Origin of the sequence: Bacillus paralicheniformis, assembly GCF_002993925.1 — a bacterium.
GTDB lineage: Bacteria > Bacillota > Bacilli > Bacillales > Bacillaceae > Bacillus > Bacillus paralicheniformis.
This window is the reverse complement of the sequence record NZ_CP023665.1, coordinates 2067769-2089263: the sequence shown is the minus strand read 5'-3', so window position 1 is coordinate 2089263 and position 21495 is coordinate 2067769. Positions and strand designations below refer to the sequence as shown.

Genomic DNA, 21495 nt, shown 5'->3' with positions numbered 1-21495 from the left:
ACAGCTCTCATGATGACATATACGATGCCGAATACTATTAATACCGAAATGATTGCAGGCCCTAATGGCATTTCACAACCTCCCACATGTGAATTTCCTTTCCGTTATTATTTTTACATGTTGTAACAAACTTGTAAATCCATTTCAAAGTAAAAGCATATACAAACTAAACCTTTGACAATACAAGCAACAGCTACTATAGTAGGATAGTACTTTTATTTAATATTTACTGATAATTCAGGACATTCATTTATGAAATTTTTATCGTGCTACACTACTGACTACTACAAACACACTAATAGCTTAACCCGAATCGGAGGACTCATGATGGCAAAAAAAATTCCTTTTTCATTTATCCTAATCATAGGACTAATGCTGTTTGCATTATTTTTCGGTGCAGGAAATCTCATTTTCCCGCCTATGCTTGGTCAGATGGCCGGAGAGAATGTATGGACAGCCAATGCAGGATTCTTAGTGACCGGAGTCGGATTGCCATTACTCGCCATTACCGCATTCGTTTTTTCAGGAAAAAATGATTTGCAGTCTCTGGCCAGTCGTGTGCATCCATTGTTCGGAATTGTATTTACGACGGTTCTCTATTTAGCAATCGGCCCTTTTTTCGCGATTCCCAGATCCGGTAATGTATCGTTTGAAATAGGGGTTAAACCTTTTTTATCTCATGATGCAAGCCCTGTCGCCTTAATCATATTTACCGTATTATTTTTCACGGTGGCCTGCTTGCTGTCTCTGAATCCAACTAAAATTATTGATGTTATCGGAAAATTTTTAACTCCTATTAAATTAACATTTATCGGATTGCTCGTCGTTACGGCAATTATTCATCCAATCGGAAGCTTTCAAGCTCCGTCTGCAGGATATGCATCACACGTGTTTTTTAAAGGGTTCAAAGAAGGTTACTTTACACTTGATGCCCTTGTCGCTTTTGTATTTGGAATCATCATTGTGAACGCCATGAAAGAGAAGGGAGCGGTCTCCAAAAAACAGCTCATGATCGTTTGTGCAAAATCGACGGCGATTGCAGCAGCGCTCCTGGCTCTGATCTATTCAGCGCTTTCATACATGGGGGCTTCCAGCGTTGAAAAACTGGGTCTATTAGAAAATGGAGCCGAGGTTTTAGCGAAGGTTTCATCCTATTATTTCGGACCATATGGTTCCGTTTTTTTGGGCTTAATGATCACAGTGGCATGTCTGACAACAAGTGTGGGACTCATCACAGCATGCTCTTCGTTTTTCCACGGCTTGTTTCCAAACATCTCCTACAAAAAAATTGCTGTCATCTTATCAATGTTCAGCACCCTTGTAGCAAATATAGGATTAACACAGCTGATTAACGTTTCAATGCCGGTTTTAACAACTTTGTATCCCATTGCGATTTCTTTAATATTCTTAACATTTTTACATCCCTTATTTAAAGGGAAGAGGGAAGTGTATCAAGGCAGTCTGATAATGACCTTTATCATCAGCTTGTTTGACGGTCTGAATGCTGCCGGACTCAAAATTGCAGCTATTAATCAATTTTTCAATCAGTTTCTCCCGATGTATGACATCGGATTAGGATGGGTGCTTCCGGCGATTCTAGGAGGAATAGGCGGCTATATTATTCATAGACTGCGGAAGTGCTGAATAAACTCATAAACATGGAGGCAACCCTTTGATCACAGGGTTGCCTTTTTCTTTCAAATGTTTGCGATGGTTTTCCATAAATGGATATTCTATAATGGTGTTAGTTTATCCATTTTGAAAAGAAAAGAGAGCTGAGTATGAGAAAATGGTATTTTATTTTATCAGCATGTATTTTAGTTTCTGTTATCATCGCTTTTGCTTACGATAAGACCGGAGCAAAAGAAGCAGAACCGGCTAACAGCTTGTATGTTTCCCCCGATGGAAATGATCAAAATGAAGGAACGAAAGAAAAGCCGTTTCGAACTCTGGGACATGCAGCAAAAAAAGCTGTCCCTGGCACAACTGTTATGATTCGGGAAGGCACGTATCATGAAACGCTTGATGTGAAGGAGAGCGGGTCGGCTGAAAAGCCTATCACATTTCAAAACTATGAGAATGAAAAAGTCGTCATCAGCGGAGAATCTATTCAGGACGCTGAATATGAAACACCGCTCATTCAGATTCACAATCAACAGTACATCACAATCAGCGGCCTTACGATTCAAGACCTTTCCGTTTCATCGGAAGAAGCAACCGCCATGGGAATTTATGTTTCAGGCTCCAGCAGTCATATTACCATTAAAAACAATCACGTCCGGGATATAAAAACAACAGCGGATGACGGCAATGCCCACGGGATTGCCGTCTATGGCTCCGGCAGCATGAAAGACATTAAGATCGAGGACAATACGGTTGAAAAGCTGACACTCGGGGCGAGTGAAGCGGTTGTGCTGAACGGAAACATTGACGGTTTCACGGTGAGAGGCAATGTGGTTCGCGACAATAACAACATTGGAATTGATCTGATCGGTTATGAAGGAACGGCCGCTCAAAACGATTTTGTGCGCAACGGTATCGTAGAAAACAACACGGTTTACAATAACTCCACTTACGGAAATCCCGCCTATGGGGATGATTACTCTGCGGGCGGAATTTATGTTGACGGAGGACAAAGCATTGACATTAAGAAAAACACGGTCTACGGCAACGATATCGGGATAGAAGCAACGTCTGAACATAAAGGGAAATATGCTGATGATATTCAAATAACCGACAACAAAGTGTATGAGAATGCGTACACGGGCATTTCTATCGGCGGATACGACCAAAAGCGGGGAGGCACCAGCCATTCTGTTATTGCGCACAATATTGTTTACCGCAATGATACAAAGGGGCTGGACGGCGGACAGCTTTTGCTCCAGTATGACACAAAAAGCAACAAAATTGAAAAGAACATCATCACAGCAAGCGATTCGCGAATATTTATCGCAAACGATTTTACGAAAAATGAAGGAAATAAAGTAAATCATAACGTGTACCACAAGGAAGCCGGCAAAGACGGTCTGTGGATTTGGAAACAGAATGAATACGACTCGTTTTCGTCGTATCAACATGCGACAAATCAAGATCAAGACTCGATTTATGCCGATCCGATGTATCGCGACGAGACGTCTTATGACTTTACATTAGATCCGGCTTCACCGGCTTGGCCGGTCGTTAAATAATTTCATAGGAAAACAGGCTTAATTTATGAAGCGTATGGAAGTTTAATGCCTGCACGCACCACAAAAGCTACTCTTTGAGAGTAGCTTTTTTATTTATTGGAAGATACCCTTTGCGACTCAACTTCTATCTGTCAACAGTCAGTTTAATCAAGTTTTATTTTTTAAATTCTGCTTATTAATAGCTTAAATTATATTTACAAACTGACCATGGTCAGTTAAAGTGAATGCTTAAGAAGGAAAATAAAATCAGTGAGTGAGAGGTAGCCAAATGGAATTGAATGTAGAAAAAATAAATACTGCAAAAATATGGTCATTGTCATTTGTTTTTGTGACGTTTGCAAATGCTTTCTTGTTTATGGTATTTGAAATGTTATTGCCGACATTGCCTTTGTTTGTGACGGCTATTGGGGGAGGGGCAAAACAAGTCGGGTATGTTACAGGTATTTTTATGATCTCTGCAATTGCTGTTCGTCCTTTTGCAGGGGCACTGGCTTTACGGTTTAATAAAAAATATTTGCTCATTTTAGGACTTGTGATCAGCGCTTTCTCAACAGGCGCCTATTACCTGGCGTCTGATGTCACCGCTTTATTACTGATTCGCTTAATACATGGCGCCGGGTTTGGATTAGCGACGACCTATTTTGCAACAATCGCAGCTGAAATTATTCCTAAAGAGCGCAGGGGTGAAGGAATTGGATATTTTGGAGTAGGTGAGACAATTGCAGTTTCCGTTGGACCGATGATCGGTATCGCGGCTCTGGAGCTTTATGATTTTCAAAGACTTTTTTTAGGCGGGATGTCCGTTCTTTTGCTGGCGGTACTTATGGCTGTTTTCGTGCGCAGACAGCCGGAAACAACTGGCACTGGCGGAAAAGGAACTGCAAAGTTAAAAGTATTGGAAAAACGTGTACTGTTTCCGTCAATACTTATTTTATTCGTTGGTATTGCTGCATCTGGAATTATGTCTTTCTTTTCGCTCTATGCAATCGAAAAGGGGTTTCATAGTGTCGGGATGTTTTTCTTTTTGATTGCAGGAGCCAGTTTTTTTATACGGCTTATTTCCGGCAGAACATTTGACCGATACGGAGCTGCCGCCATCCTTATTCCCGCCTCGCTATTTTCAATAGCAGGGCTGTCAATATTATATTTCGCGCAAACAAATGCAATGTTTTTTACAGCGGCTATATGCTACGGTTTTGGATTCGGCTCAATTTTTCCCGCCATCCAAACATGGTGTATCAATCTTGTGGAAGAGCATGAACATGAGGATGCAATGGGAACGTTCTTTAATTTTTTCGATATGGGGATTGGCGGAGGGTCCTTATTATTAGGTTTGGTGGCGACGGTTTATTCCTATCGGGAGATCTATATTACCGCCATTTTCATGTACCTTCTGTTTCTTTTATTATATATTTTATATATCTGCATGAAGAGAAAAACAGCCTGAAAAATAGGGGAGGACGGTATATTGACCAGAGAGAATATAAAGCGTACAGCGGTTCGCCAATTTAATGAATTGGGATATGAGGGAGTCAAAATGTCGCATATCGCACAAGAATTGGGAATCAGAAAACAATCTCTCGCTTATCATTTTTCGTCAAAAAAAGAGCTGCTGATGGAAATATACCCCGAGATTGTGGAAGAGGAAATTTCATTTATCAACGAATTCTTCGATTCAAGAAAACATATGCCTGCAAAGAGTCAAATATATGACTTTTTAAAAGAAACCCAAGTCCGTTTTCATGCATTGCCAAATGTGGCTTTTTTGCAGGCAATGTCCTTTAAGGCGCCTGCTGAAGTAAGCGATTTTATTTCAGCCCAATACCTTTTATATCTGCATACTTTAAAAGAACGGGTAGCGAATGTTTTTAAGGAATCGGATGTGAACTGTCCGCCGGAGAAATGTGCGATAGGCTTTATTACGCTTTATGACGGGCTTAACATTCAACTGGTATACGAAAACAAACAATCATTTGAACGGTCTTTAGAGATATCATTTGATATTTTTTGGCGCGGACTATTGTAGGTGCATCTGATTTAATTTAGAGCTGGAATCCATGGTTGAAAGGCAGAAAGGGGGGAGGCCGCTTGTCTGGAGTTATTTTTGGAATCGTATGCTTCTTTCTTGTGTTTTATTTCCTAAACTATATCGGTCAAAAGTTAATATCTAGAAAATCACCTGTGAATCATAAGATTATCATTTCGATTTCATTTGTAGAAGCTCTTATTTCACTAACTTTAGTCTATTACCGTCCCCCATTTTTATAATAACAAATTAATTTTAAGTTACCTCCATTAAGAAGTGTCTATATCTAATTGTGGCTTTTCTTTGAATCTTCAGCAAGTACTTTGCTGACTTTTATTAATTAAGGGGGAACAAGAAAATGAAAACTTATGACGCATTTCCAGAACCAATTGGCGGCTATACTGTCGGTCGAACCCAGATGGATTTTGATTACACGGCATCAGACCACTCAAAAAGAGAACTGACGGCGTTTGTGTACTATCCGTCCGACAGTAGCGAAGGCAAGACTGCATCAACGTACATGTTTCCTGAGGTCTACGAAATGCTTGATGAGCAGCCACTTCTCACTGCGTTGAAGGATGCTTACTCTATAGATATCAAGACCCAGTGTTACGACGACCTTGCTCTCTCCGCGCAGGAAAAGCGCTATCCGGTGTTATTCTATGTTTGCGGCGGGGGCGGTTCTCCAGAATGGGGTACAGTGATCTGTACAGACTTGGCAAGCATGGGATATGTTGTGGTAAGCATCGGCCATCAGAATAGCACGATGTATAAGCGTAAAGATGGGCGCCTGTTTAATGTATCAAAGGATTTTTCGGATGCCATTATGGCGTTTTCTGAAGATCCGGAGATGCTGGCGTTGGCTGGTAAGATGGAGATGCGGCCTGACGATGAAACTGCCATTGAGATGTGCCGTAACGTGCTTACACTGCCGATACTTGCCAAGTTAACAGAGTATAGTGAATTACAGGCAGAAGATGTAAGGTATGTAGCCGATTATCTTTACAAACTGGACTCTGGAGAACTGAATTCCATCTTTAAGGGCAGATTGTTGCTTGACATCGGCATGGGCATAGTCGGACATTCTTATGGAGGGCCTACGACGGCGATTGTTTGCCGGGACGACGACCGGTTCGCCTGCGGGATTGGCTTGGATAGCGGTGCGTTCGGCCTTCGCGACAGCGACCTGAAGAAACCCTTTTTGCTACTGTTTTCTGAACCTAACTATAATATGAATGCGATCATTGGCGCTAACAACAGCATGGAAACCTATTATTTCTCTGTTGATCGTGTTGCGCATTTAGATTACTGCGACATCGTGTTTACCAGTGTTAATGAGGAACTCAGAGGCGAACGGGATGCTATGGAGATGCGAAATCTTGTTACAAACTATACGAAGAACTTTTTTGATCATTACATACTGCAGAAGGCTGCAAGTGTGGAAAGTCTGGCATACGATGGCGTGGACTTGATCAAGAAGACCAGCAACAAGTGACATAGCCGAGAGGTTGCTGATAAACGCATGTCAAAGAGCTAGCCGTACAGACACAGAGCCGATAACCCTATTACGCGGTTATCGGCTCTCTCATATTTCAGGCATTGTTTTTAAGTGATACAAGCTTTTGTCTAGATACTGAGATGAGTGTTGATTTGGGAGAATCGCGTCCAATTAAAACTAAATGAATATGCAAACTGCATGCTTAATGTATGGAGTGAAGTTAATACATTACATGTGAATGCTGATGTTGAAGTCAATGAACTATTACATATAATGTTGTGGACATTTCAAATCAGTAAAGTAAAGTTGAGAGAACCAGCCAAAATTACAATGTAAGTTAAAGGAGTTTGCGAAGAATGGGTTATAGGAATGGAAATTATGGCTGCATTTTATGTCAAAGAACTGTTTAGTGAAAGTAGTTCAAGGGCTAATGCAACCAAGGGTTTTGTGTCGTACAGCTGATGGAGGAACATTGCATAATCCTGACCTTCATTTCTTTCTAGTTTACATAATATATATTCTCGGAAGTTAAGGATTGAAAAGAAATTCTGTCTCAATCTCAAAGTATACTCAAGTTAGTGAGACAGAATAAAAAATTTTATCGATAAACTGAATATACGGCAATTTCTTTTCCCCATTTATGTATCGTTTTTTCTAAAGTCATGCCGATTCGTTCGGCAACTTTTCTGGACGGCAGATTTTTCGCATCAGGTAAAGATACGATTTTTTTCAGGTGAAATGACTCAAATCCATACTGTTTGCATGCTGATGCCGCTTCGGTTGCATAGCCGTTTTTCCAGACGCTCCGTTTAAACAAATAGCCGATTTCCATTTCGTCCGATCCTTCGACTTCCTGTGGCACGATACCGCATTGACCTAGAAATTCGCCTGTTTGTTTATGTTCGGCAACCCACAGGCCGGTTCCGTGTTTTTCATAGTTTTCAAGCGTCCAGTCGATCCAGTGCAATGTCTGTTTTTCATTCTTTGTCGATGGATAATATTCCATGGCTGTCGGGTCAGAAAAGATTTCGAGCAGGTTTTCGGCGTCATCACGCCTCATTTTTCGCAAAATCATCCGGTCTGTCTTCATGATCGTATCTTTCATGGTTCTTCTCCCCCTTATTTTATTGATTATGAAGACGTTAATTCCCGATAAACCGTTTCTAATTCTTCCATTGTCAGATCTCCGTATGCGCATTTAATCACGGCATCTGCGAATTCATCATAGTCGTCATCTGTTGAAAAACCTTGCTGGAGCGTTTTGGCGTAAAGCTCGATTTGTTTTTTTCGCTTTTCAATGTCTTCCTCTTTGCCTGCGTAATCAGGTCCATTGATCGTGTCGTAGTTTTCCTTGACAAGCATCATGTATTGCTGCAATGTTTCATTCATACATCCATCTCCTTTCATGTTTACAAAAATATTCCTCATTCCTTCCATTATAATATATACGAAAACGGACACCAAATTCGGTGTCCGTTAAAGTGCCGTTATTTAGGTTCAGCGCCCCAAATCAGTTTTCCATTCTCATACAACGTGATTTTTTTCGTATTTTTAAATGTGTTTGAACCTGAAGAAAATGAATAGTCGCCGCTTTGGGCATAATTGCTCCAGTTGTCATTGTGAAGACGGATCTGGATTTCGCCTGTACTTGCACCCGGCGCTAATGTACCGTTTTTAAATCCTACTTCAAGATACGTGTCTGCTCCGTTTACCGCTTTTTTTAATTGGACGAATTTGTGCGTGATTTTGCTGCAGCCGATTTGGGCATAGTCGCAGTCAAAATTTTGTCCTTTGTGATTCGTTTTATACCAATAGCGGACAGTGATTCGATTTAAAGACACGGTTTTTTTGCTGTTGTTTTTAATGTTGAGCTGAGGGCGGATTTGGTTGCCGTTTACATTGTTGTCCCCCGCTCTGTATTGTACTGCTATCGTGTTGGCTGCAGCGCCGCTGTCTTGACCTGGTTTATCCTGATCCTTTTTCTGGTCTTTTTGATCTGACCCTTTCGAATCCGATCCAGAGTCTCCTGACGAACCGTTTGATCCGCTGCGGATGTTTTCCCTGACGAATTTACCTGATGAGGATAAGTCGGATTGAGACCATCCTCCCTTTTTAGAGGCGCCGGAGTTTAAAGCAGCTGACGACTCTTGTTTGTCGCACAAGCTCCAGTTTACCCAGCTGATTTTTTTGCTGTCTAAATATTTCAGCCACTCCCTGGATTGGTCGAGGTAGACACCGCCGTTTCCGGAAGCATCGCTCGTTCCCCATTCTGTGACGAAAATCGGCGCTCCTTTGCTGAGTGCATAGTCTGCTTTATCCCGCAAAGACTGACCGTGCGTACCCGCATAAAAATGGAGCGCGTACATGACATTGCCGTCTTTCAGCTGATTGTCCGCCGCATCGTTGACATCTTGGCTCCAAGTGCCTGTCCCAACGATCACAATATTTTTCGGAGAATTTTTGCGGATCACGGACAAAATGTCTTCAGCGTAAGGTTTAATGTCACGGTTCCAGTTGACATCGCCGTTCGGCTCGTTGGCAATTTCAAAAATGACGTTTGGCGTCTTGCCGTAAAGCCTTGACATTTCGTTGAAAAACTCTTTTGCTTTCGCTTTGTTTTGGTTTGGATTGCCGTCGCTCAGTATGTGCCAGTCGATGATCACATAGATTCCGAGTTCTTTTGCCGCTTCGACGGCTTCCTTCACTTTGTTTTTAACCGACGGATTGTCAATATAGCCGCCTTCACCCGTATACATAGCCGCGCGGAAGACATTGATGCCCCAGTCGTCTCTCAGCCATTTTAACGAGTCTTTGTTGACATAATCGCCATACCACTGCAGCCCGTGTGAACTGATTCCTTTCAGCTGAACCGCTTTTCCTTTTTGATTGACGAGCTGCGTACCTTTCAAGGTGAGCTGTCCGTTTACAGCAACGGGTGTTTGAGAAGCGGCAGACGCTTTAGGTGCGATGATACCGCTGATGCCGAGTGTTGCTACCATGAAGCAGGCGATGAAGACAGAAATGGAACGTTTCATGTATGACATTCTTTTTCCTCCAATGATGTTATTTTCCAAAAACACTTTCTGGCAGACATTTTCACCCCTTTCTTGGCTTGTAGCACGTTACTGATTGTAAAAAAACTATTCATTGATTGTCTATCAACCATATTTCACGTTTTTTTCGTTTTGAAAATCTATCTATTTCCTCTTTTCGTATGAAATGGGAGGTCTGAATGCTAATGATGAAAAGCTAAAAAAGTATGACCGGGGACTTTGTGCTTCCTTTTTCTCTCAATTCGAAATTTTAAAACCTGATTCTTCTTCAAAATAATGTCTTCCCTCTGCCTAAAATGCGGCAACCGGGAAAAAATCGCTGTAAAAAGTTCACAAAGCGGACATGTTCTCTCTGCTGTTTGTGTCACTTTATTGTCAAAAAAATAAAACCATCCGCTTGGAATGGTTTATTTCTTTAAATCAGAGAAAAAGCTGACAAGTTTTGTTGCGACACCGACAAACGTTTCAAGAATCGCCTGTCCACCTGCGACCGATAAAATTAAAATTAACGGGAATATCGTTTTTGGGACAATCAGATACCCGACAGCGACGATCAAAGCGCACCATATCCCTGCGCACCAATAGCAATTCAGCAAATAGCCGAAGTTTGATTTCGGCACTTTTTTCGTTTCTACATGCCCTTGTTCATCAACCGTCTGCTTTTTCTTCATGAACGGTTTCCGGATAAACTCCGTGATCTTGTCAAAAACAATCAAATGAGTTAGCCGGTAACTGGCGAGAATCAGCATCGTAAATGTAAGCCAGGATAAATGCTCCATTGCAGGCCTCCAACATGAAAAGTTATCTATAGCTATTTCCCGATTTCTTCTGACTTATTGCTTTTTCTGTCATTTTTCCCGAATGTGATGTAGATCACGATTTTCCATCGGTGAACCCGTTACATTTAACCCATAGCATAAAAAACACTTCAGGAGGTTTTACAAATGGAAGCAGTATTTGATCAAAACACAAAAACAGGTGATATTGTTACGCGTTTTCCAAGAGCCAGCAGGCTGCTGAAAGAATATCGCATCGACTTTTGCTGCGGGGGCAACCGCCCGATCGGTGAAGCGATAAAAGAACAGGATTTAAATGAAGAAGAGATCTTAGCAAAAATCAATACATTATATCAAGAGACAAAGGCATTGAACGCAAAAGAGACGAACTGGAGTGAAGCCCCGTATTCACAGCTGATCGACCATGTGATTCATACGCACCATGCTTACCTGTATGAGGTGCTTCCTGAACTATCAGGCTTTGTCACAAAAGTCTACCGGGTTCACGGCATCCATCATCCGGAACTCGCCCAGGTCCATCAATTGTTCCATCAGCTGAAAACTGAACTGGAACACCATCTCTTTCAGGAAGAGGAACTCATTTTCCCGAAAGTGACGGCCTATGAAGGGACGCGATCAATGGACAGCCTGGCAGAAGCGGTTCAGGCGATCGACGTCCTTGAACAAGAGCATGAAGCCGCAGGCAGCATCTTGAAGGAACTGAGAAAAGTGACCAATGACTATACCCTTCCTGAAGGGGCATGCACAACATATACACTGACTTACTTAAAGCTTGATGAATTGGAAACAGATCTTTTTCAGCACATTCACCTGGAAAACAATATTTTATTCCCGCGGCTTGAAGCGGAAGCCAATCAATAAAACAAAAAGACAGAGGATTTCACTTCCTCTGTCTTTTTGTTTATCTATTCATCTGAAGCAATGTCTTTAACTGGAAGCGCTTCTCCTTCCTGATGCGTCGGTTTGCGGAGATGGAATAATGCTCTGATGCTGAATATGACCAAAATCACGATTCCGGCTAAAAAGATCGTATCCGGCACAGCCCTCCAAGTCAGCAGCGTTTGCACCGTATCCTGCTGTAAAAACTCAGGCGCCCTTGAGCTCCAGTACCCGTCTTCAAACGCTTTTTTCAATTGAAGAAAACCGACCGGCAACAAATTGATAAACACCATTCCGAACAAGCCGATGTTCAGCGACCAGCAGGCTATTTTCAGCCATTTATCATTCCACGCTTCTTTTTTGGCGATATTGCGTAGCGTATACAGCCAGACAGCAATGGCAAACATGCCGTACACGCCCATCATCGCCCCGTGCCCGTGGGCAGGTGTCAGGAACTGGCCGTGCTCAAAATAGCTGACAGCAGGCAGATTGATCAAAAAGCCCAATACCCCTGCACCGACCAGATTCCAGATCGCCGTTGAAATCAAGAACCAGAACGTTGCTTTATACGGGAAATGATGGCCTCCGTCTTTCATCATCTTGTATTGTTCATAAGCTTCCAATACAAGCAGGGTAAGAGGAATCACTTCCAGGCATGAGAAGACGGAACCAAGGCCGATCCAAACTTCGGAAGAACCGTTGTAATAGTAATGATGTCCGATCCCTATGACACCGCTCCCCAGCAGGATCGTCAGTTGAAAATAAAGCGTTCTGACGGTCGATTTTTTCGTAACCAGGTTCATTTGCACGAGCAAAAAGCCGATGACCACGACAGCAAAGACTTCAAAAATCCCTTCCACCCAAAGATGGATAATCCACCACCGCCAAAAATCCGACATTGTAATATTTGTGCCGGGATTAAAGAAAAAGGCTGCACCGTAAAACAGCGGAATGGCGATCGAAGAATAAAACAGCAGATGAATCAAACCGCCTTTATCAGATTCCCGCTTGAGGCCGCTCTTAATGCCTCTGAAAACGATAAACAGCCATATCAGCATGCCGAGTGCGAGAATGACCTGCCAGAAGCGGCCGAGTTCAATATATTCCATTCCTTGGTGGCCGAATAAGAACCAGTTGTTTCCTAAAAGGCCTTTCGCTCCGAGCCATTCGCCGGCCATGCTTCCGCCGACAAGGACGATCAGCGCCCAAAACAGAATATCGACAAGCAGCCCCTGCCTTTTCGGCTCGCGGCCTCCGACAAGCGGCGCCGCATAAATGCCCATACCGAGCCATGAAGTCGCAATCCAGAAGATCGCCAGCTGGAGGTGAAATCCCTTAGATATGCTGAATGGCAACATATCCCTGATCCAATCGATCCCAAAAAAGCTGTCCGGCTCAATATAATAGTGGGCAAGCAAAGCTCCGAACATGGCCTGAACAAAAAACAGCAGCGACACAACGGCGAAATATTTTCCGGTTTTAACCTGTGATGCCGTAAGCGGCTGTTTATCCAGATCAAATACCGGAAACGCCCCTTCCTGATAAGCCTCTTTCATTCCAAGCTTGTAACGGTAAAACACGAATAAAATAATGCCGACAAATAAAATAAGGATGGTGACGCTTGCGCCGCTCCACCAAACGGCGGCAAATGACATCGTGTTTCCGGCATCTTCATCATACGGCCAGTTGTTCGTGTACGTAATGTCGTCGCCAGGCCTTAATGTACTGGAAAGCCATGCCGTCCAGAAGATAAAATCGGAGATCTGCGTGATTTGGTCTTCGCTGTCAACCCACGCTCTGTCGCGTTTAGGCATGTGGCTTTCTTTAATTAAACCGGGCTCAAGCCCCCAGCCGTCTCCTTTTGTAAAGACATTGCGGTAATGATCACGCACTTGCTGCAATCCATAAACCTGCGCATCTGTCAGCTTCAATGTATCTGACGCGCGATTATAACGGTTTTTTCTCATTTCGCGGATGACTTGATTCCGGATGGTGGACTGCTTTTCATCTGAAAGTTGTTTAAAGCGCTTGCCGTATCGTGCCTCCGCCTTAAAATCCTGCATCCCTTCCGTATAGATTTTCAGGGCTTCGGCCGTGTAATCAGGCCCCATGTAAGATCCGTGCCCCAAAATCGTGCCATAATCCATCAGCGCGTATTTTTGAAATACGGCCTGACCGCCTGAAATGGACGATTTGGTCATGAGCACCTCTCCGTTTGGCCCGGACACTTCAACTGGTCTTGGTGCAAGTCCTTTGAAGATCCAATAGCCTCCCAAAAGCAGCACCGAAAAACTAACGATTAAAGTAAAGACGAGAACAGATTTCAAAAAACCGTTTTTCGATGCTTTTTTAACGGGCACCGTCTTTCTTTGAACTTCCATTGCGGTTCACTCCTTTTTTGATTTTGCATGTCCTAAGATACTGGATATGCAGCACACCGGTTGTGAACCAGATCACTTAAATAATGGCGGATTTGTGAACAAAATAAAAACAGGCTTTCCATCTGTTGTTCAATGGAAAGCCTTCATCTTATCCTTCAATTGCAGCCGTTCAGCCAGTCTGTATCATGTATGAAAATTCCGCTCCTGTCAGCTGTCAGCAGATTTTTCTTTTTCATTTCATTTAATGTGCGGTTAATCGTTTCCCTTGACGTTCCGACCATGTTCGCAAAATCCTGATTGGTAATGGGCAGGCTGATGTAGACCCCTTTTTCTTGAGGAATGCCGTGTTCTGCAGCGAGCTTCATTAATACATGCGTCAAGCGGTGCTGGACATCTTTTGAAATAAAACCCTGGATCCGCTCTTGCAAATCGAGAATCTTTTTCCCCATGATTTGCATCACTTTTATTGTCATTTCCGGATATTTCATCAAAAGTTCATTAAAATCAGCGATGCGGATTACGATCAACTCGGTTTCCTGAACGGCTTCGGCTGTTGCCGGGTATGGGGAGCGGTCAAAAAAGCCGACATGGGGAAACATGTCCCCGCTTTGCAGAATCGAAATCACTTGCTCATTGCCGTCTTCATCGATTTTAAAGGCTTTAACAAGACCGGATTTAATGAAGAATACCGCTTCCCTCTCTTCCCCTTCCATAAAAACAAACATTCTCGGCTGATAGGTGCGCTTGACCGCGATTTGCTCGATTTGTTTGAACTCTTCATCATTCAGCCCGCTGAAAATCATAAATTGCTTCAGAAACTCCATTGGTCTTTCAATCCCTTCGGTTTTGCTAAAGGAGAGCGCGTTGTCACAGACGGCGCTCCAGCGCAAAGAGCTCTTCTTCAATCGCCGCTGCCTTCTCTTCCACGACTCTGCGGCTGTCCTTCAGCGCCTGATTATAAAAGTAAGGGCCCAGCTTTTCCTTTACGAATTCAAACATTTGAATCGCCGCGATGTCTCCAACCTCTTCTCCCCTTTCTTCAACATAAAAGCGTTTGATTTCCTCGATGATCGCTTGCTTTTCTTCTTGCGTAAGCTTTATAAACATAAAAGCGGCACTCCTTTTTTTATTTTCATGATAAACGAAAAAGTCCGCAAATGAACCATTTATTTTTTACATCCGTTTACTATCCCTCACTTACCGATATTAAACACGAATCAAACGAATGACCGTGTGACGTAATTCACAATGTTTTTAAAAGACTTTTTGTAAGATAAACATGCTGATTGATTTATTCATTTTTCCCTTTGAAAGGAGCAAAAACGCAATGGTAAATCGTCAAAAAATACAATTACCGCTGCAGTCATTTAGTTTAGTCGCAGGATTTATGGTTTGGGTGTTGATTTCCTCTTTAATGCCCCACATTAAGCAGGACATCGCCCTGACAGACAGTGAGATATCCCTTGTCACGGCCATTCCGGTCATACTCGGCTCGCTTCTGAGGATTCCGCTGGGATACTACACAAACAGATTCGGTGCGAGAATCACGTTCATGATCAGCTTTGTGCTGCTTCTGTTCCCGATTTTTTGGATCAGCACAGCCGATTCGCTGTTCGACTTGATCCTTGGCGGATTCTTCCTCGGCATCGGCGGAGCGGTCTTTTCCATCGGGGTCACATCATTGCCGAAATACTACCCTAAAGAAAAACACGGGTTTGTCAATGGGATCTACGGCGCCGGGAACGTCGGTACAGCGATTACCACGTTTGCCGCTCCTGTCGTAGCAAAGACAGCCGGGTGGGAAAATACGGTGCGGATGTACATCGTGTTAGTCGCCGTATTCGCTTTATTGAACTTTATCCTTGGAGATCGAAAAGAAACAAAAGTGACGGTTTCTGTAACAGAGCAAATGAAGGCAGTCTACCGAAATCAGACATTATGGTTTTTAAGCTTGTTTTACTTCATTACATTCGGATCTTTCGTCGCGTTTACGATTTATCTTCCGAACTTTCTTGTTAATCACTTCGGGCTTGATCCCGTTGATTCAGGGCTTAGAACCGCCGGATTTATCGCTGTCGCAACTTTTCTGAGGCCTGTCGGCGGCTGGCTCGCGGACAAATTCAACCCGCTGAAGCTGTTGATGTATGTATTTGCCGGCTGTACCTTGTCAGGGATTTTATTGGCCTTTTCACCCAGCCTCGGACTTTACGGATTTGGGGTATTAACCGTTGCCGTGTGCGCCGGTCTTGGAAACGGGATCATCTTTAAGCTTGTGCCGCTTTATTTTTCAAATCAGGCCGGCATCGTCAATGGGATTGTATCAGCGATGGGCGGCTTGGGAGGATTCTTCCCGCCACTCATCCTGTCAAGCGTTTTTCAGGCAACCGGCCATTATGCGATCGGATTCATGGCGCTGTCAGAAGCAGCCCTTGCCAGCTTTGTGATCGTGGTCTGGATGTATTTTCAGGAAGTGAGCAAAACATCGACCAAAACGAAGACGAACCATTTATAAACCTTTCCTGCAAAAGGAGCCTTGAGCTGATGTGCTCAGGCTCTTTTTTTGGGACTTTATTCATAAGTTCACAATATTGTTTATATTTAAAAGGTCACTCAGCCTTATTTAACGTTAAAATAAGAACTGCTAAAGGGGTGACGCTCAATGAATATTTCTGTTAGAAAATCAGACACAGATTTGCTCTCAGACGATCTGCATCACTTGCTGGAATCAATCAGTACACGACGAAAAATCAGGCAGGACACATTCCTTTTTCAAGAAGGGATGGATGCGGAGGAACTGTATCTTATTCAGTCGGGACTTGTCCAAATCGGCAAATTGACGTCCGATGGCAAAGAACTGACACTCAGAATGTGCAAAAAAAATGATATTGTCGGGGAGCTTACGCTTTTTACAGAAGATGCGAAATATATGCTGAGCGCAAAGATCCTCTCTGATGGCGAAGTGTTGGTCATCAATAAAGATAAGCTTGAAAAAGAACTCATACAAAACGGTGCACTGACGTTTGAGTTTATGAAATGGATGAGCACGCATTTGCGAAAGATTCAATCGAAAATCCGCGACCTTTTGCTGAATGGTAAAAAAGGCGCGCTCTACTCCACCTTGATCCGTCTCGCAAACAGCTACGGCATCACAAGAAGCGACGGGATTCTCATCAATATTGTGCTGACGAACCAGGATCTGGCGAAATTCTGTGCCGCCGCAAGGGAGAGCATCAACCGCATGCTGAGCGACCTCCGGAAGAACGGTGTCATTTCAATTGAGGACTCGGGAAAAATCGTCATTCATCAGCTCAACTATTTAAAACGCGAAATCGACTGTGAAAACTGCCCGCTCGACATCTGCAATATCGACTGAAAAAACGAAAACAAACAAGGACATGAAGCACAGTGTCCTTGTTTTTTACGTTTGCAGCAGAAAAACGATCAACACGGCCATAAAGAAACAGGCATTCACCAGCTCTGAGATTCCGATTGTCTTAATCGACAGTTTCCTTCCATGTAAAAACCACGCTCTGAAACTGCTCGGCACTACACCAAGCACGGCCCATCCTGCCCCCGCGGCCAGCGAGATGAACGGCAGGAATATGTGGTATCCCCATGAATAAAGTTTAAACCGATTGTTTTTCTTTTCGCGGATCATCGACTTGACATAAAAGGCGCTCCCTGTGAAAAACAAAGCGGACTGGATAAAAACAAACAATGCTTCACCATCAAGCTTCCCCGCTCCCATCCAGAAGCTCGCAAGCCCGCCCGCGCTGAAAACAAGGATTGCCGCAATATCATTTAAAAGCGCCCTGTCGTTGTTTCTTTTCGCATAATAAAGATTGATGAGAAAGAGCGGAAACATCGGCAGCCCGAGAAAAACGAGCCGCGGCTCCAGCCAGACCGAAATAAGCAGGAAAACGACGGCCGGAATGCCGTAGATGAGAACCCATTTTTGGTAGTAAACGATATTTTTCTTCTTCACCATCATCGTAGCCGGAAATGCCGCAAGATATAGAAACAGCCATCCGCAGAACAGCGGAATATGCTTTACATCCGCGCCCCCGGCGAACATGCCGAGAACAAACGGGATGACAAGCATCGCCCAGGCGCCGTGCTGCTTCGGTATGAACACTTTCATCACGCATCCTCCCTTCTTTTCTATTACATTATAAAAGTTTCGTCTTTTTTACACAGTGACATTTTGCATACAGGCGTGTGAAATAAATCACTGCGCCCTCCAGCCCGGCGCTTTATACTAAATGCTAATATATAGAAGGAGGATATACCATGGACCGGTTTGACTACTTATTGTTTCTGAAAAATCTTCCTATGTTTCTCGGGGTACCCCTTCCGATCATCAAAAGGCTGCTGAAAAACGGGAAGGTGATCGATATCCAGCCATCTCAGCATTCGCGATCGTTCCTTCATTCGCAATCCGTCTATTTTGTTTTAAAAGGGGAAGTTCATTTTTCTGACAGAAGACTTCCAGAAGAATCCCGAACGATCGCCGAGTGGGAAAAAGGCGATGTTTTCCCTATTGATCAAAAAGGCGAACCTTTCGTATCTCCGTTTATTTCAGTCAACACTGCCGCAGAAACCGCCGTACTTGAAATTCCATTTCATACTTTCAAAAAAATGATGACTTATAACCGCCAATTACAGACGAACTTTCTCATGCTGCTTCAGCAGAATTTGTATTTTTCCTACCAGCTTTTTTTGCGTTACCTCAACTCCTCCGCAGAAGACGACGCGTGAGAAGGGCCTCCCCCTTCTTTCCCTTCCTTTTCTAAATGTGATCTACTTAACTTTTTTTCTTTTTCATTTCCGCTACGATACACATGAATGCAAACGAAAGGACAGATGAAAGATGATACATTGCGATTTCGACAAGTCTCCGTTTATCGTCATTTGGGAGCTGACAAGAGCGTGCGAGCTCAAGTGCCTTCATTGCCGGGCATCGGCTCAAAATAAACGCGATCCGCGGGAGCTCACCCTGAAAGAAGGAAAAGATTTAATCGATCAAATTCATGCGATGGACAATCCCCTCCTCGTGCTGACAGGGGGTGACCCTTTAATGAGAGACGACGTATTCGCCATTATTGAGTATGCCGTCCAAAAAGGGGTTCGCGTCTCTATGACCCCGAGTGCCACGCCGAATGTTACAAGAGAAGCGATTCAATCAGCAAAAGAAATCGGCTTATCCCGATGGGCGTTCAGCTTGGACGGGCCAACCCGAGAGATTCATGATCATTTTCGAGGAACGGACGGTTCCTTTGACCTGACCATGAAGGCCATACGCTACATTCATGAATGCCATCTGCCTCTGCAGATTAATACCGTTATATCCGCTTATAACATCGATTACCTGGATGAAATGGCAAAGCTGATCGAAGAATTGAACTGTGTATTATGGAGTGTATTTTTTCTCGTCCCGACAGGCCGCGCGAAGCGGGAAGATATGATTTCGCCGGTGGACCATGAAAAAGTCTTTCTTTGGCTCAGCCGTTTGGCAAAAGAAGCGCCTTTTGACATCAAAACGACAGCAGCCCAGCACTACCGACGGGTCGTTATTCAACAAAAAATGCGGGAAGCGAAAGACCCCAACATGAAAATCCGCTATGAACACGCATTGCAGAAAGGGAAAATGGATGCGATCGGCGGATTGGGCCGGGCTCCGAAAGGTGTGAACGATGGCAACGGCTTTATGTTTATCTCCCATATCGGCGATGTATATCCAAGCGGACTCCTGCCGTTTAAAGCCGGAAACATCCGCGAACAGCCGCTGGCTGAGATTTATCGCGAATCACCGATCTTTAAGGATTTGCGAAATCCGGACGGATTTAAAGGAAAATGCGGCGTCTGTGAATTCCGCCATGTGTGCGGCGGTTCGCGCTCGCGTGCCTATGCTCTGACAGGCGATTACCTGGAAAGCGACCCGAGCTGTATTTATATTCCGAAGGCTTTGCGCTGAAAAATGTGATGTACGTCACATTTTTTTCAGCATACTTGTATTACGGTATAGATGAGAATGATCATCACTATCAAAGGATGTGATCCCTCTGCATAATAAAAAAATTGATTTGAACGATTCCGTATACGAACTTTGCACATTGCATCCTGAACTAAAAGCCGTGATGAAGGAAGCCGGGTTTAAAAACATAACGAAGCCCGGCATGCTGGAAACAGCCGGGCGTATCATGACGATTCCGAAAGGCGCGCGAATGATGCAAATCGAATGGCCGCATGTCTTAGACATATTGAAAGCGCACGAATTTGACCCCGTTTGGAAAGGAGAAAAACAATGAGCGAAATGATTAACAACCGGGAAACGCAGCAAGGTCTGCCAGAGGAAAAAAAGCAGCTTTTGAAAGAAATCATTATCGACCTTCATAAAGGAAAACCGCTTGCCGACGTCAAAAAACGGTTTGAAAAGGCGTTCGGTTCAGTCAATGCTGAAGAAATCGCTCAGCTGGAACAGGCGTTAATGAAGGAAGAAGGCATTACCCCCGAAGAAATTCAAGAGCTTTGTTCCGTTCACGCCGCTGTGTTTAAAGGATCGATTGAAGACATTCACCGAGCTGACGCCGATAAGCAGCCAGGCCATCCCGTTCATACTTTTATGAAAGAAAATAAAGAAATCGACCTCCTTTTGAACTTTAAAATGCAGCTTCATTTGGAACGTTTTGAAAAAGAAGATCACCGCGACAACATTCTCAAGCTGCTCACAGACTTGAACTTGCTCGCCGATGTCGACAAACATTACAGCAGAAAAGAAAATCTTCTCTTCCCCTATTTAGAAAAGTACGGAATTACAGGGCCCAGCCAAGTAATGTGGGCTGTCGATGATTTTATCCGCAAGAGCATCAAAGAAGTGAAGCGTTTGTTGGAAGAGTATACGCCGGACAAAAAAGATGAAGTCATCCGCGAGCTAACGTTTATCATTCAAGAAGGCACGGAAATGATTTATAAAGAAGAAAATATCCTCTTGCCGATGGCGCTCAGAACGCTGACAGAAGACGAATGGCTGAAAATCGCGGCTGAAAGCGACGAGATCGGATATTGCCTGACTGCTCCGGAAACGGTGTGGAAGCCTGAACGCCATCAGCTCAAAACAACAGAAGAAGCGGCTGACGGATATGTCAGGCTCCCTACTGGTATTCTGTCCGTGGCCCAGCTTGAGCACATGATGAACCATCTTCCGGTCGATATCACCTTCATCGATGAAAACGATGTGGTCCGCTATTTTTCACACGGAAAGGAACGGATTTTCGCAAGGACAAAAGCCGTAATCGGCCGGACCGTCCAAAACTGCCATCCGCCGGCAAGCGTCCACATCGTCAACAAACTTCTTGACGACTTTAAATCAGGCAAAAAAGACGTTGAAGACTTTTGGATCAAATTTAAAGACAAATACGTGTTCATCCGCTATTTTGCCGTACGCGATGAAAACGGCCGCTATATCGGAACTTTGGAATTCACCCAGAACATCGCCCCGATTCAAGAGATTACCGGGGAAAAGAGAATTTTGAACACGAGCGATTGACCCATTCGACAGCCCGCTTCCATGCAGGCTGTTTTTTTGTCCTCCCTCTCCCCTCCTGAAAATGTGACAAATTTGTGAAAACCCGAAACCATGTGACAAATTTAACAAGGTCCAGCGCCTCCTCCAT

20 protein-coding genes are annotated in these 21495 nt (G+C 43.8%); 12 read left to right on the top strand and 8 right to left on the bottom strand.

Annotated elements, in window-relative coordinates; genetic code table 11:
• Positions 1-327: 327 nt before the first annotated feature.
• The 5 genes from brnQ (at position 328) to CP943_RS10760 (ending at position 6709) form a co-directional block, all read left to right on the top strand.
• A complete protein-coding gene (gene brnQ, locus CP943_RS10785; protein ID WP_095290657.1) occupies positions 328-1644 on the top strand; it encodes a branched-chain amino acid transport system II carrier protein in 1317 nt (438 codons plus the stop codon).
• A 137-nt stretch (positions 1645-1781) separates the two neighbouring features.
• Positions 1782-3188 carry a right-handed parallel beta-helix repeat-containing protein gene (locus CP943_RS10780; protein ID WP_105980988.1) on the top strand — a complete coding sequence of 469 codons (1407 nt, stop codon included), beginning with the start codon at positions 1782-1784 and terminating at the stop codon, positions 3186-3188.
• Positions 3189-3456: 268 nt separating this feature from the next.
• Positions 3457-4635, top strand: a complete 1179-nt coding sequence (locus CP943_RS10775; protein ID WP_035338663.1) for an MFS transporter — start codon at positions 3457-3459, stop codon at positions 4633-4635.
• A 21-nt stretch (positions 4636-4656) separates the two neighbouring features.
• A complete protein-coding gene (locus CP943_RS10770; RefSeq protein ID WP_026579640.1) occupies positions 4657-5214 on the top strand; it encodes a TetR/AcrR family transcriptional regulator in 558 nt (185 codons plus the stop codon).
• A gap of 358 nt (positions 5215-5572) precedes the next feature.
• Complete coding sequence (locus CP943_RS10760) at positions 5573-6709, top strand: alpha/beta hydrolase (protein WP_105980987.1); 1137 nt, start codon at positions 5573-5575, stop codon at positions 6707-6709.
• 601 nt (positions 6710-7310) lie between these two features.
• Here the strand turns inward: CP943_RS10760 and CP943_RS10750 are convergent.
• The 4 genes from CP943_RS10750 to CP943_RS10735 all read right to left on the bottom strand — a co-directional run bounded on the left by CP943_RS10750 (position 7311) and on the right by CP943_RS10735 (position 10544).
• On the bottom strand, positions 7311-7817 hold the full coding sequence (locus tag CP943_RS10750; protein WP_101560930.1) for a GNAT family N-acetyltransferase: 507 nt from the start codon (positions 7815-7817) through the stop codon (positions 7311-7313).
• A gap of 26 nt (positions 7818-7843) precedes the next feature.
• On the bottom strand, positions 7844-8101 hold the full coding sequence (locus CP943_RS10745) for a YnfE family protein (RefSeq protein ID WP_023857562.1): 258 nt from the start codon (positions 8099-8101) through the stop codon (positions 7844-7846).
• A gap of 98 nt (positions 8102-8199) precedes the next feature.
• Positions 8200-9747, bottom strand: a complete 1548-nt coding sequence (locus CP943_RS10740) for a cellulase family glycosylhydrolase (protein ID WP_041817446.1) — start codon at positions 9745-9747, stop codon at positions 8200-8202.
• A gap of 425 nt (positions 9748-10172) precedes the next feature.
• Positions 10173-10544 (bottom strand): DUF1360 domain-containing protein, encoded by a 372-nt coding sequence (locus CP943_RS10735; RefSeq protein ID WP_105980986.1) that lies wholly within the window; start codon positions 10542-10544, stop codon positions 10173-10175.
• A gap of 165 nt (positions 10545-10709) precedes the next feature.
• On the opposite strand from CP943_RS10735, the gene ric reads away from it, so the two are divergent.
• Positions 10710-11423, top strand: coding sequence for an iron-sulfur cluster repair di-iron protein (gene ric, locus CP943_RS10730; protein ID WP_105980985.1), 714 nt, complete (start codon positions 10710-10712; stop codon positions 11421-11423).
• 44 nt (positions 11424-11467) lie between these two features.
• Here ric and CP943_RS10725 read toward each other — a convergent pair whose 3' ends face one another.
• The 3 genes from CP943_RS10725 to CP943_RS10715 all read right to left on the bottom strand — a co-directional run bounded on the left by CP943_RS10725 (position 11468) and on the right by CP943_RS10715 (position 14929).
• Positions 11468-13822 carry a nitric-oxide reductase large subunit gene (locus CP943_RS10725; protein WP_020451640.1) on the bottom strand — a complete coding sequence of 785 codons (2355 nt, stop codon included), beginning with the start codon at positions 13820-13822 and terminating at the stop codon, positions 11468-11470.
• 155 nt (positions 13823-13977) lie between these two features.
• Positions 13978-14646, bottom strand: coding sequence for a Crp/Fnr family transcriptional regulator (locus CP943_RS10720; protein ID WP_023857565.1), 669 nt, complete (start codon positions 14644-14646; stop codon positions 13978-13980).
• A 43-nt stretch (positions 14647-14689) separates the two neighbouring features.
• Positions 14690-14929 carry a DUF2164 domain-containing protein gene (locus CP943_RS10715; protein WP_020451638.1) on the bottom strand — a complete coding sequence of 80 codons (240 nt, stop codon included), beginning with the start codon at positions 14927-14929 and terminating at the stop codon, positions 14690-14692.
• A gap of 220 nt (positions 14930-15149) precedes the next feature.
• On the opposite strand from CP943_RS10715, the gene CP943_RS10710 reads away from it, so the two are divergent.
• A complete protein-coding gene (locus CP943_RS10710; RefSeq protein ID WP_020451637.1) occupies positions 15150-16334 on the top strand; it encodes a nitrate/nitrite transporter in 1185 nt (394 codons plus the stop codon).
• Between the two features lie 147 nt (positions 16335-16481).
• Complete coding sequence (locus CP943_RS10705) at positions 16482-17195, top strand: fumarate/nitrate reduction transcriptional regulator Fnr (protein ID WP_020451636.1); 714 nt, start codon at positions 16482-16484, stop codon at positions 17193-17195.
• A 45-nt stretch (positions 17196-17240) separates the two neighbouring features.
• On the opposite strand, the gene CP943_RS10700 is transcribed toward CP943_RS10705, so the two are convergent.
• Positions 17241-17963, bottom strand: a complete 723-nt coding sequence (locus tag CP943_RS10700) for a YwiC-like family protein (RefSeq protein WP_105980984.1) — start codon at positions 17961-17963, stop codon at positions 17241-17243.
• 149 nt (positions 17964-18112) lie between these two features.
• On the opposite strand from CP943_RS10700, the gene CP943_RS10695 reads away from it, so the two are divergent.
• From CP943_RS10695 to CP943_RS10680, 4 genes are all read left to right on the top strand, one after another.
• Positions 18113-18580 carry a cyclic nucleotide-binding domain-containing protein gene (locus tag CP943_RS10695; protein ID WP_020451634.1) on the top strand — a complete coding sequence of 156 codons (468 nt, stop codon included), beginning with the start codon at positions 18113-18115 and terminating at the stop codon, positions 18578-18580.
• A gap of 112 nt (positions 18581-18692) precedes the next feature.
• Positions 18693-19796, top strand: coding sequence for a TIGR04053 family radical SAM/SPASM domain-containing protein (locus tag CP943_RS10690; RefSeq protein ID WP_023857568.1), 1104 nt, complete (start codon positions 18693-18695; stop codon positions 19794-19796).
• 103 nt (positions 19797-19899) lie between these two features.
• On the top strand, positions 19900-20130 hold the full coding sequence (locus CP943_RS10685; RefSeq protein ID WP_312019182.1) for a DUF1858 domain-containing protein: 231 nt from the start codon (positions 19900-19902) through the stop codon (positions 20128-20130).
• Positions 20127-21368, top strand: coding sequence for a DUF438 domain-containing protein (locus CP943_RS10680; protein ID WP_023857570.1), 1242 nt, complete (start codon positions 20127-20129; stop codon positions 21366-21368). The genes CP943_RS10685 and CP943_RS10680 overlap by 4 nt, the downstream gene beginning before the upstream one ends.
• The last annotated feature ends 127 nt before the right edge of the window (positions 21369-21495 follow it).

Bases quoted from the DNA above. Each gene is read 5' to 3' on its own strand.
- brnQ (WP_095290657.1), top strand. From the start codon at position 328: ATGGCAAAAAAAATTCCTTTTTCATTTATCCTAATCATAGGACTAATG.
- CP943_RS10780 (WP_105980988.1), top strand. From the start codon at position 1,782: ATGAGAAAATGGTATTTTATTTTATCAGCATGTATTTTAGTTTCTGTT.
- CP943_RS10775 (WP_035338663.1), top strand. From the start codon at position 3,457: ATGGAATTGAATGTAGAAAAAATAAATACTGCAAAAATATGGTCATTG.
- CP943_RS10760 (WP_105980987.1), top strand. From the start codon at position 5,573: ATGAAAACTTATGACGCATTTCCAGAACCAATTGGCGGCTATACTGTC.
- CP943_RS10750 (WP_101560930.1), bottom strand. From the start codon at position 7,817: ATGAAAGATACGATCATGAAGACAGACCGGATGATTTTGCGAAAAATG.
- CP943_RS10745 (WP_023857562.1), bottom strand. From the start codon at position 8,101: ATGAATGAAACATTGCAGCAATACATGATGCTTGTCAAGGAAAACTAC.
- CP943_RS10740 (WP_041817446.1), bottom strand. From the start codon at position 9,747: ATGAAACGTTCCATTTCTGTCTTCATCGCCTGCTTCATGGTAGCAACA.
- CP943_RS10735 (WP_105980986.1), bottom strand. From the start codon at position 10,544: ATGGAGCATTTATCCTGGCTTACATTTACGATGCTGATTCTCGCCAGT.
- ric (WP_105980985.1), top strand. From the start codon at position 10,710: ATGGAAGCAGTATTTGATCAAAACACAAAAACAGGTGATATTGTTACG.
- CP943_RS10725 (WP_020451640.1), bottom strand. From the start codon at position 13,822: ATGGAAGTTCAAAGAAAGACGGTGCCCGTTAAAAAAGCATCGAAAAAC.
- CP943_RS10720 (WP_023857565.1), bottom strand. From the start codon at position 14,646: ATGGAGTTTCTGAAGCAATTTATGATTTTCAGCGGGCTGAATGATGAA.
- CP943_RS10715 (WP_020451638.1), bottom strand. From the start codon at position 14,929: ATGTTTATAAAGCTTACGCAAGAAGAAAAGCAAGCGATCATCGAGGAA.
- CP943_RS10710 (WP_020451637.1), top strand. From the start codon at position 15,150: ATGGTAAATCGTCAAAAAATACAATTACCGCTGCAGTCATTTAGTTTA.
- CP943_RS10705 (WP_020451636.1), top strand. From the start codon at position 16,482: ATGAATATTTCTGTTAGAAAATCAGACACAGATTTGCTCTCAGACGAT.
- CP943_RS10700 (WP_105980984.1), bottom strand. From the start codon at position 17,963: ATGAAAGTGTTCATACCGAAGCAGCACGGCGCCTGGGCGATGCTTGTC.
- CP943_RS10695 (WP_020451634.1), top strand. From the start codon at position 18,113: ATGGACCGGTTTGACTACTTATTGTTTCTGAAAAATCTTCCTATGTTT.
- CP943_RS10690 (WP_023857568.1), top strand. From the start codon at position 18,693: ATGATACATTGCGATTTCGACAAGTCTCCGTTTATCGTCATTTGGGAG.
- CP943_RS10680 (WP_023857570.1), top strand. From the start codon at position 20,127: ATGAGCGAAATGATTAACAACCGGGAAACGCAGCAAGGTCTGCCAGAG.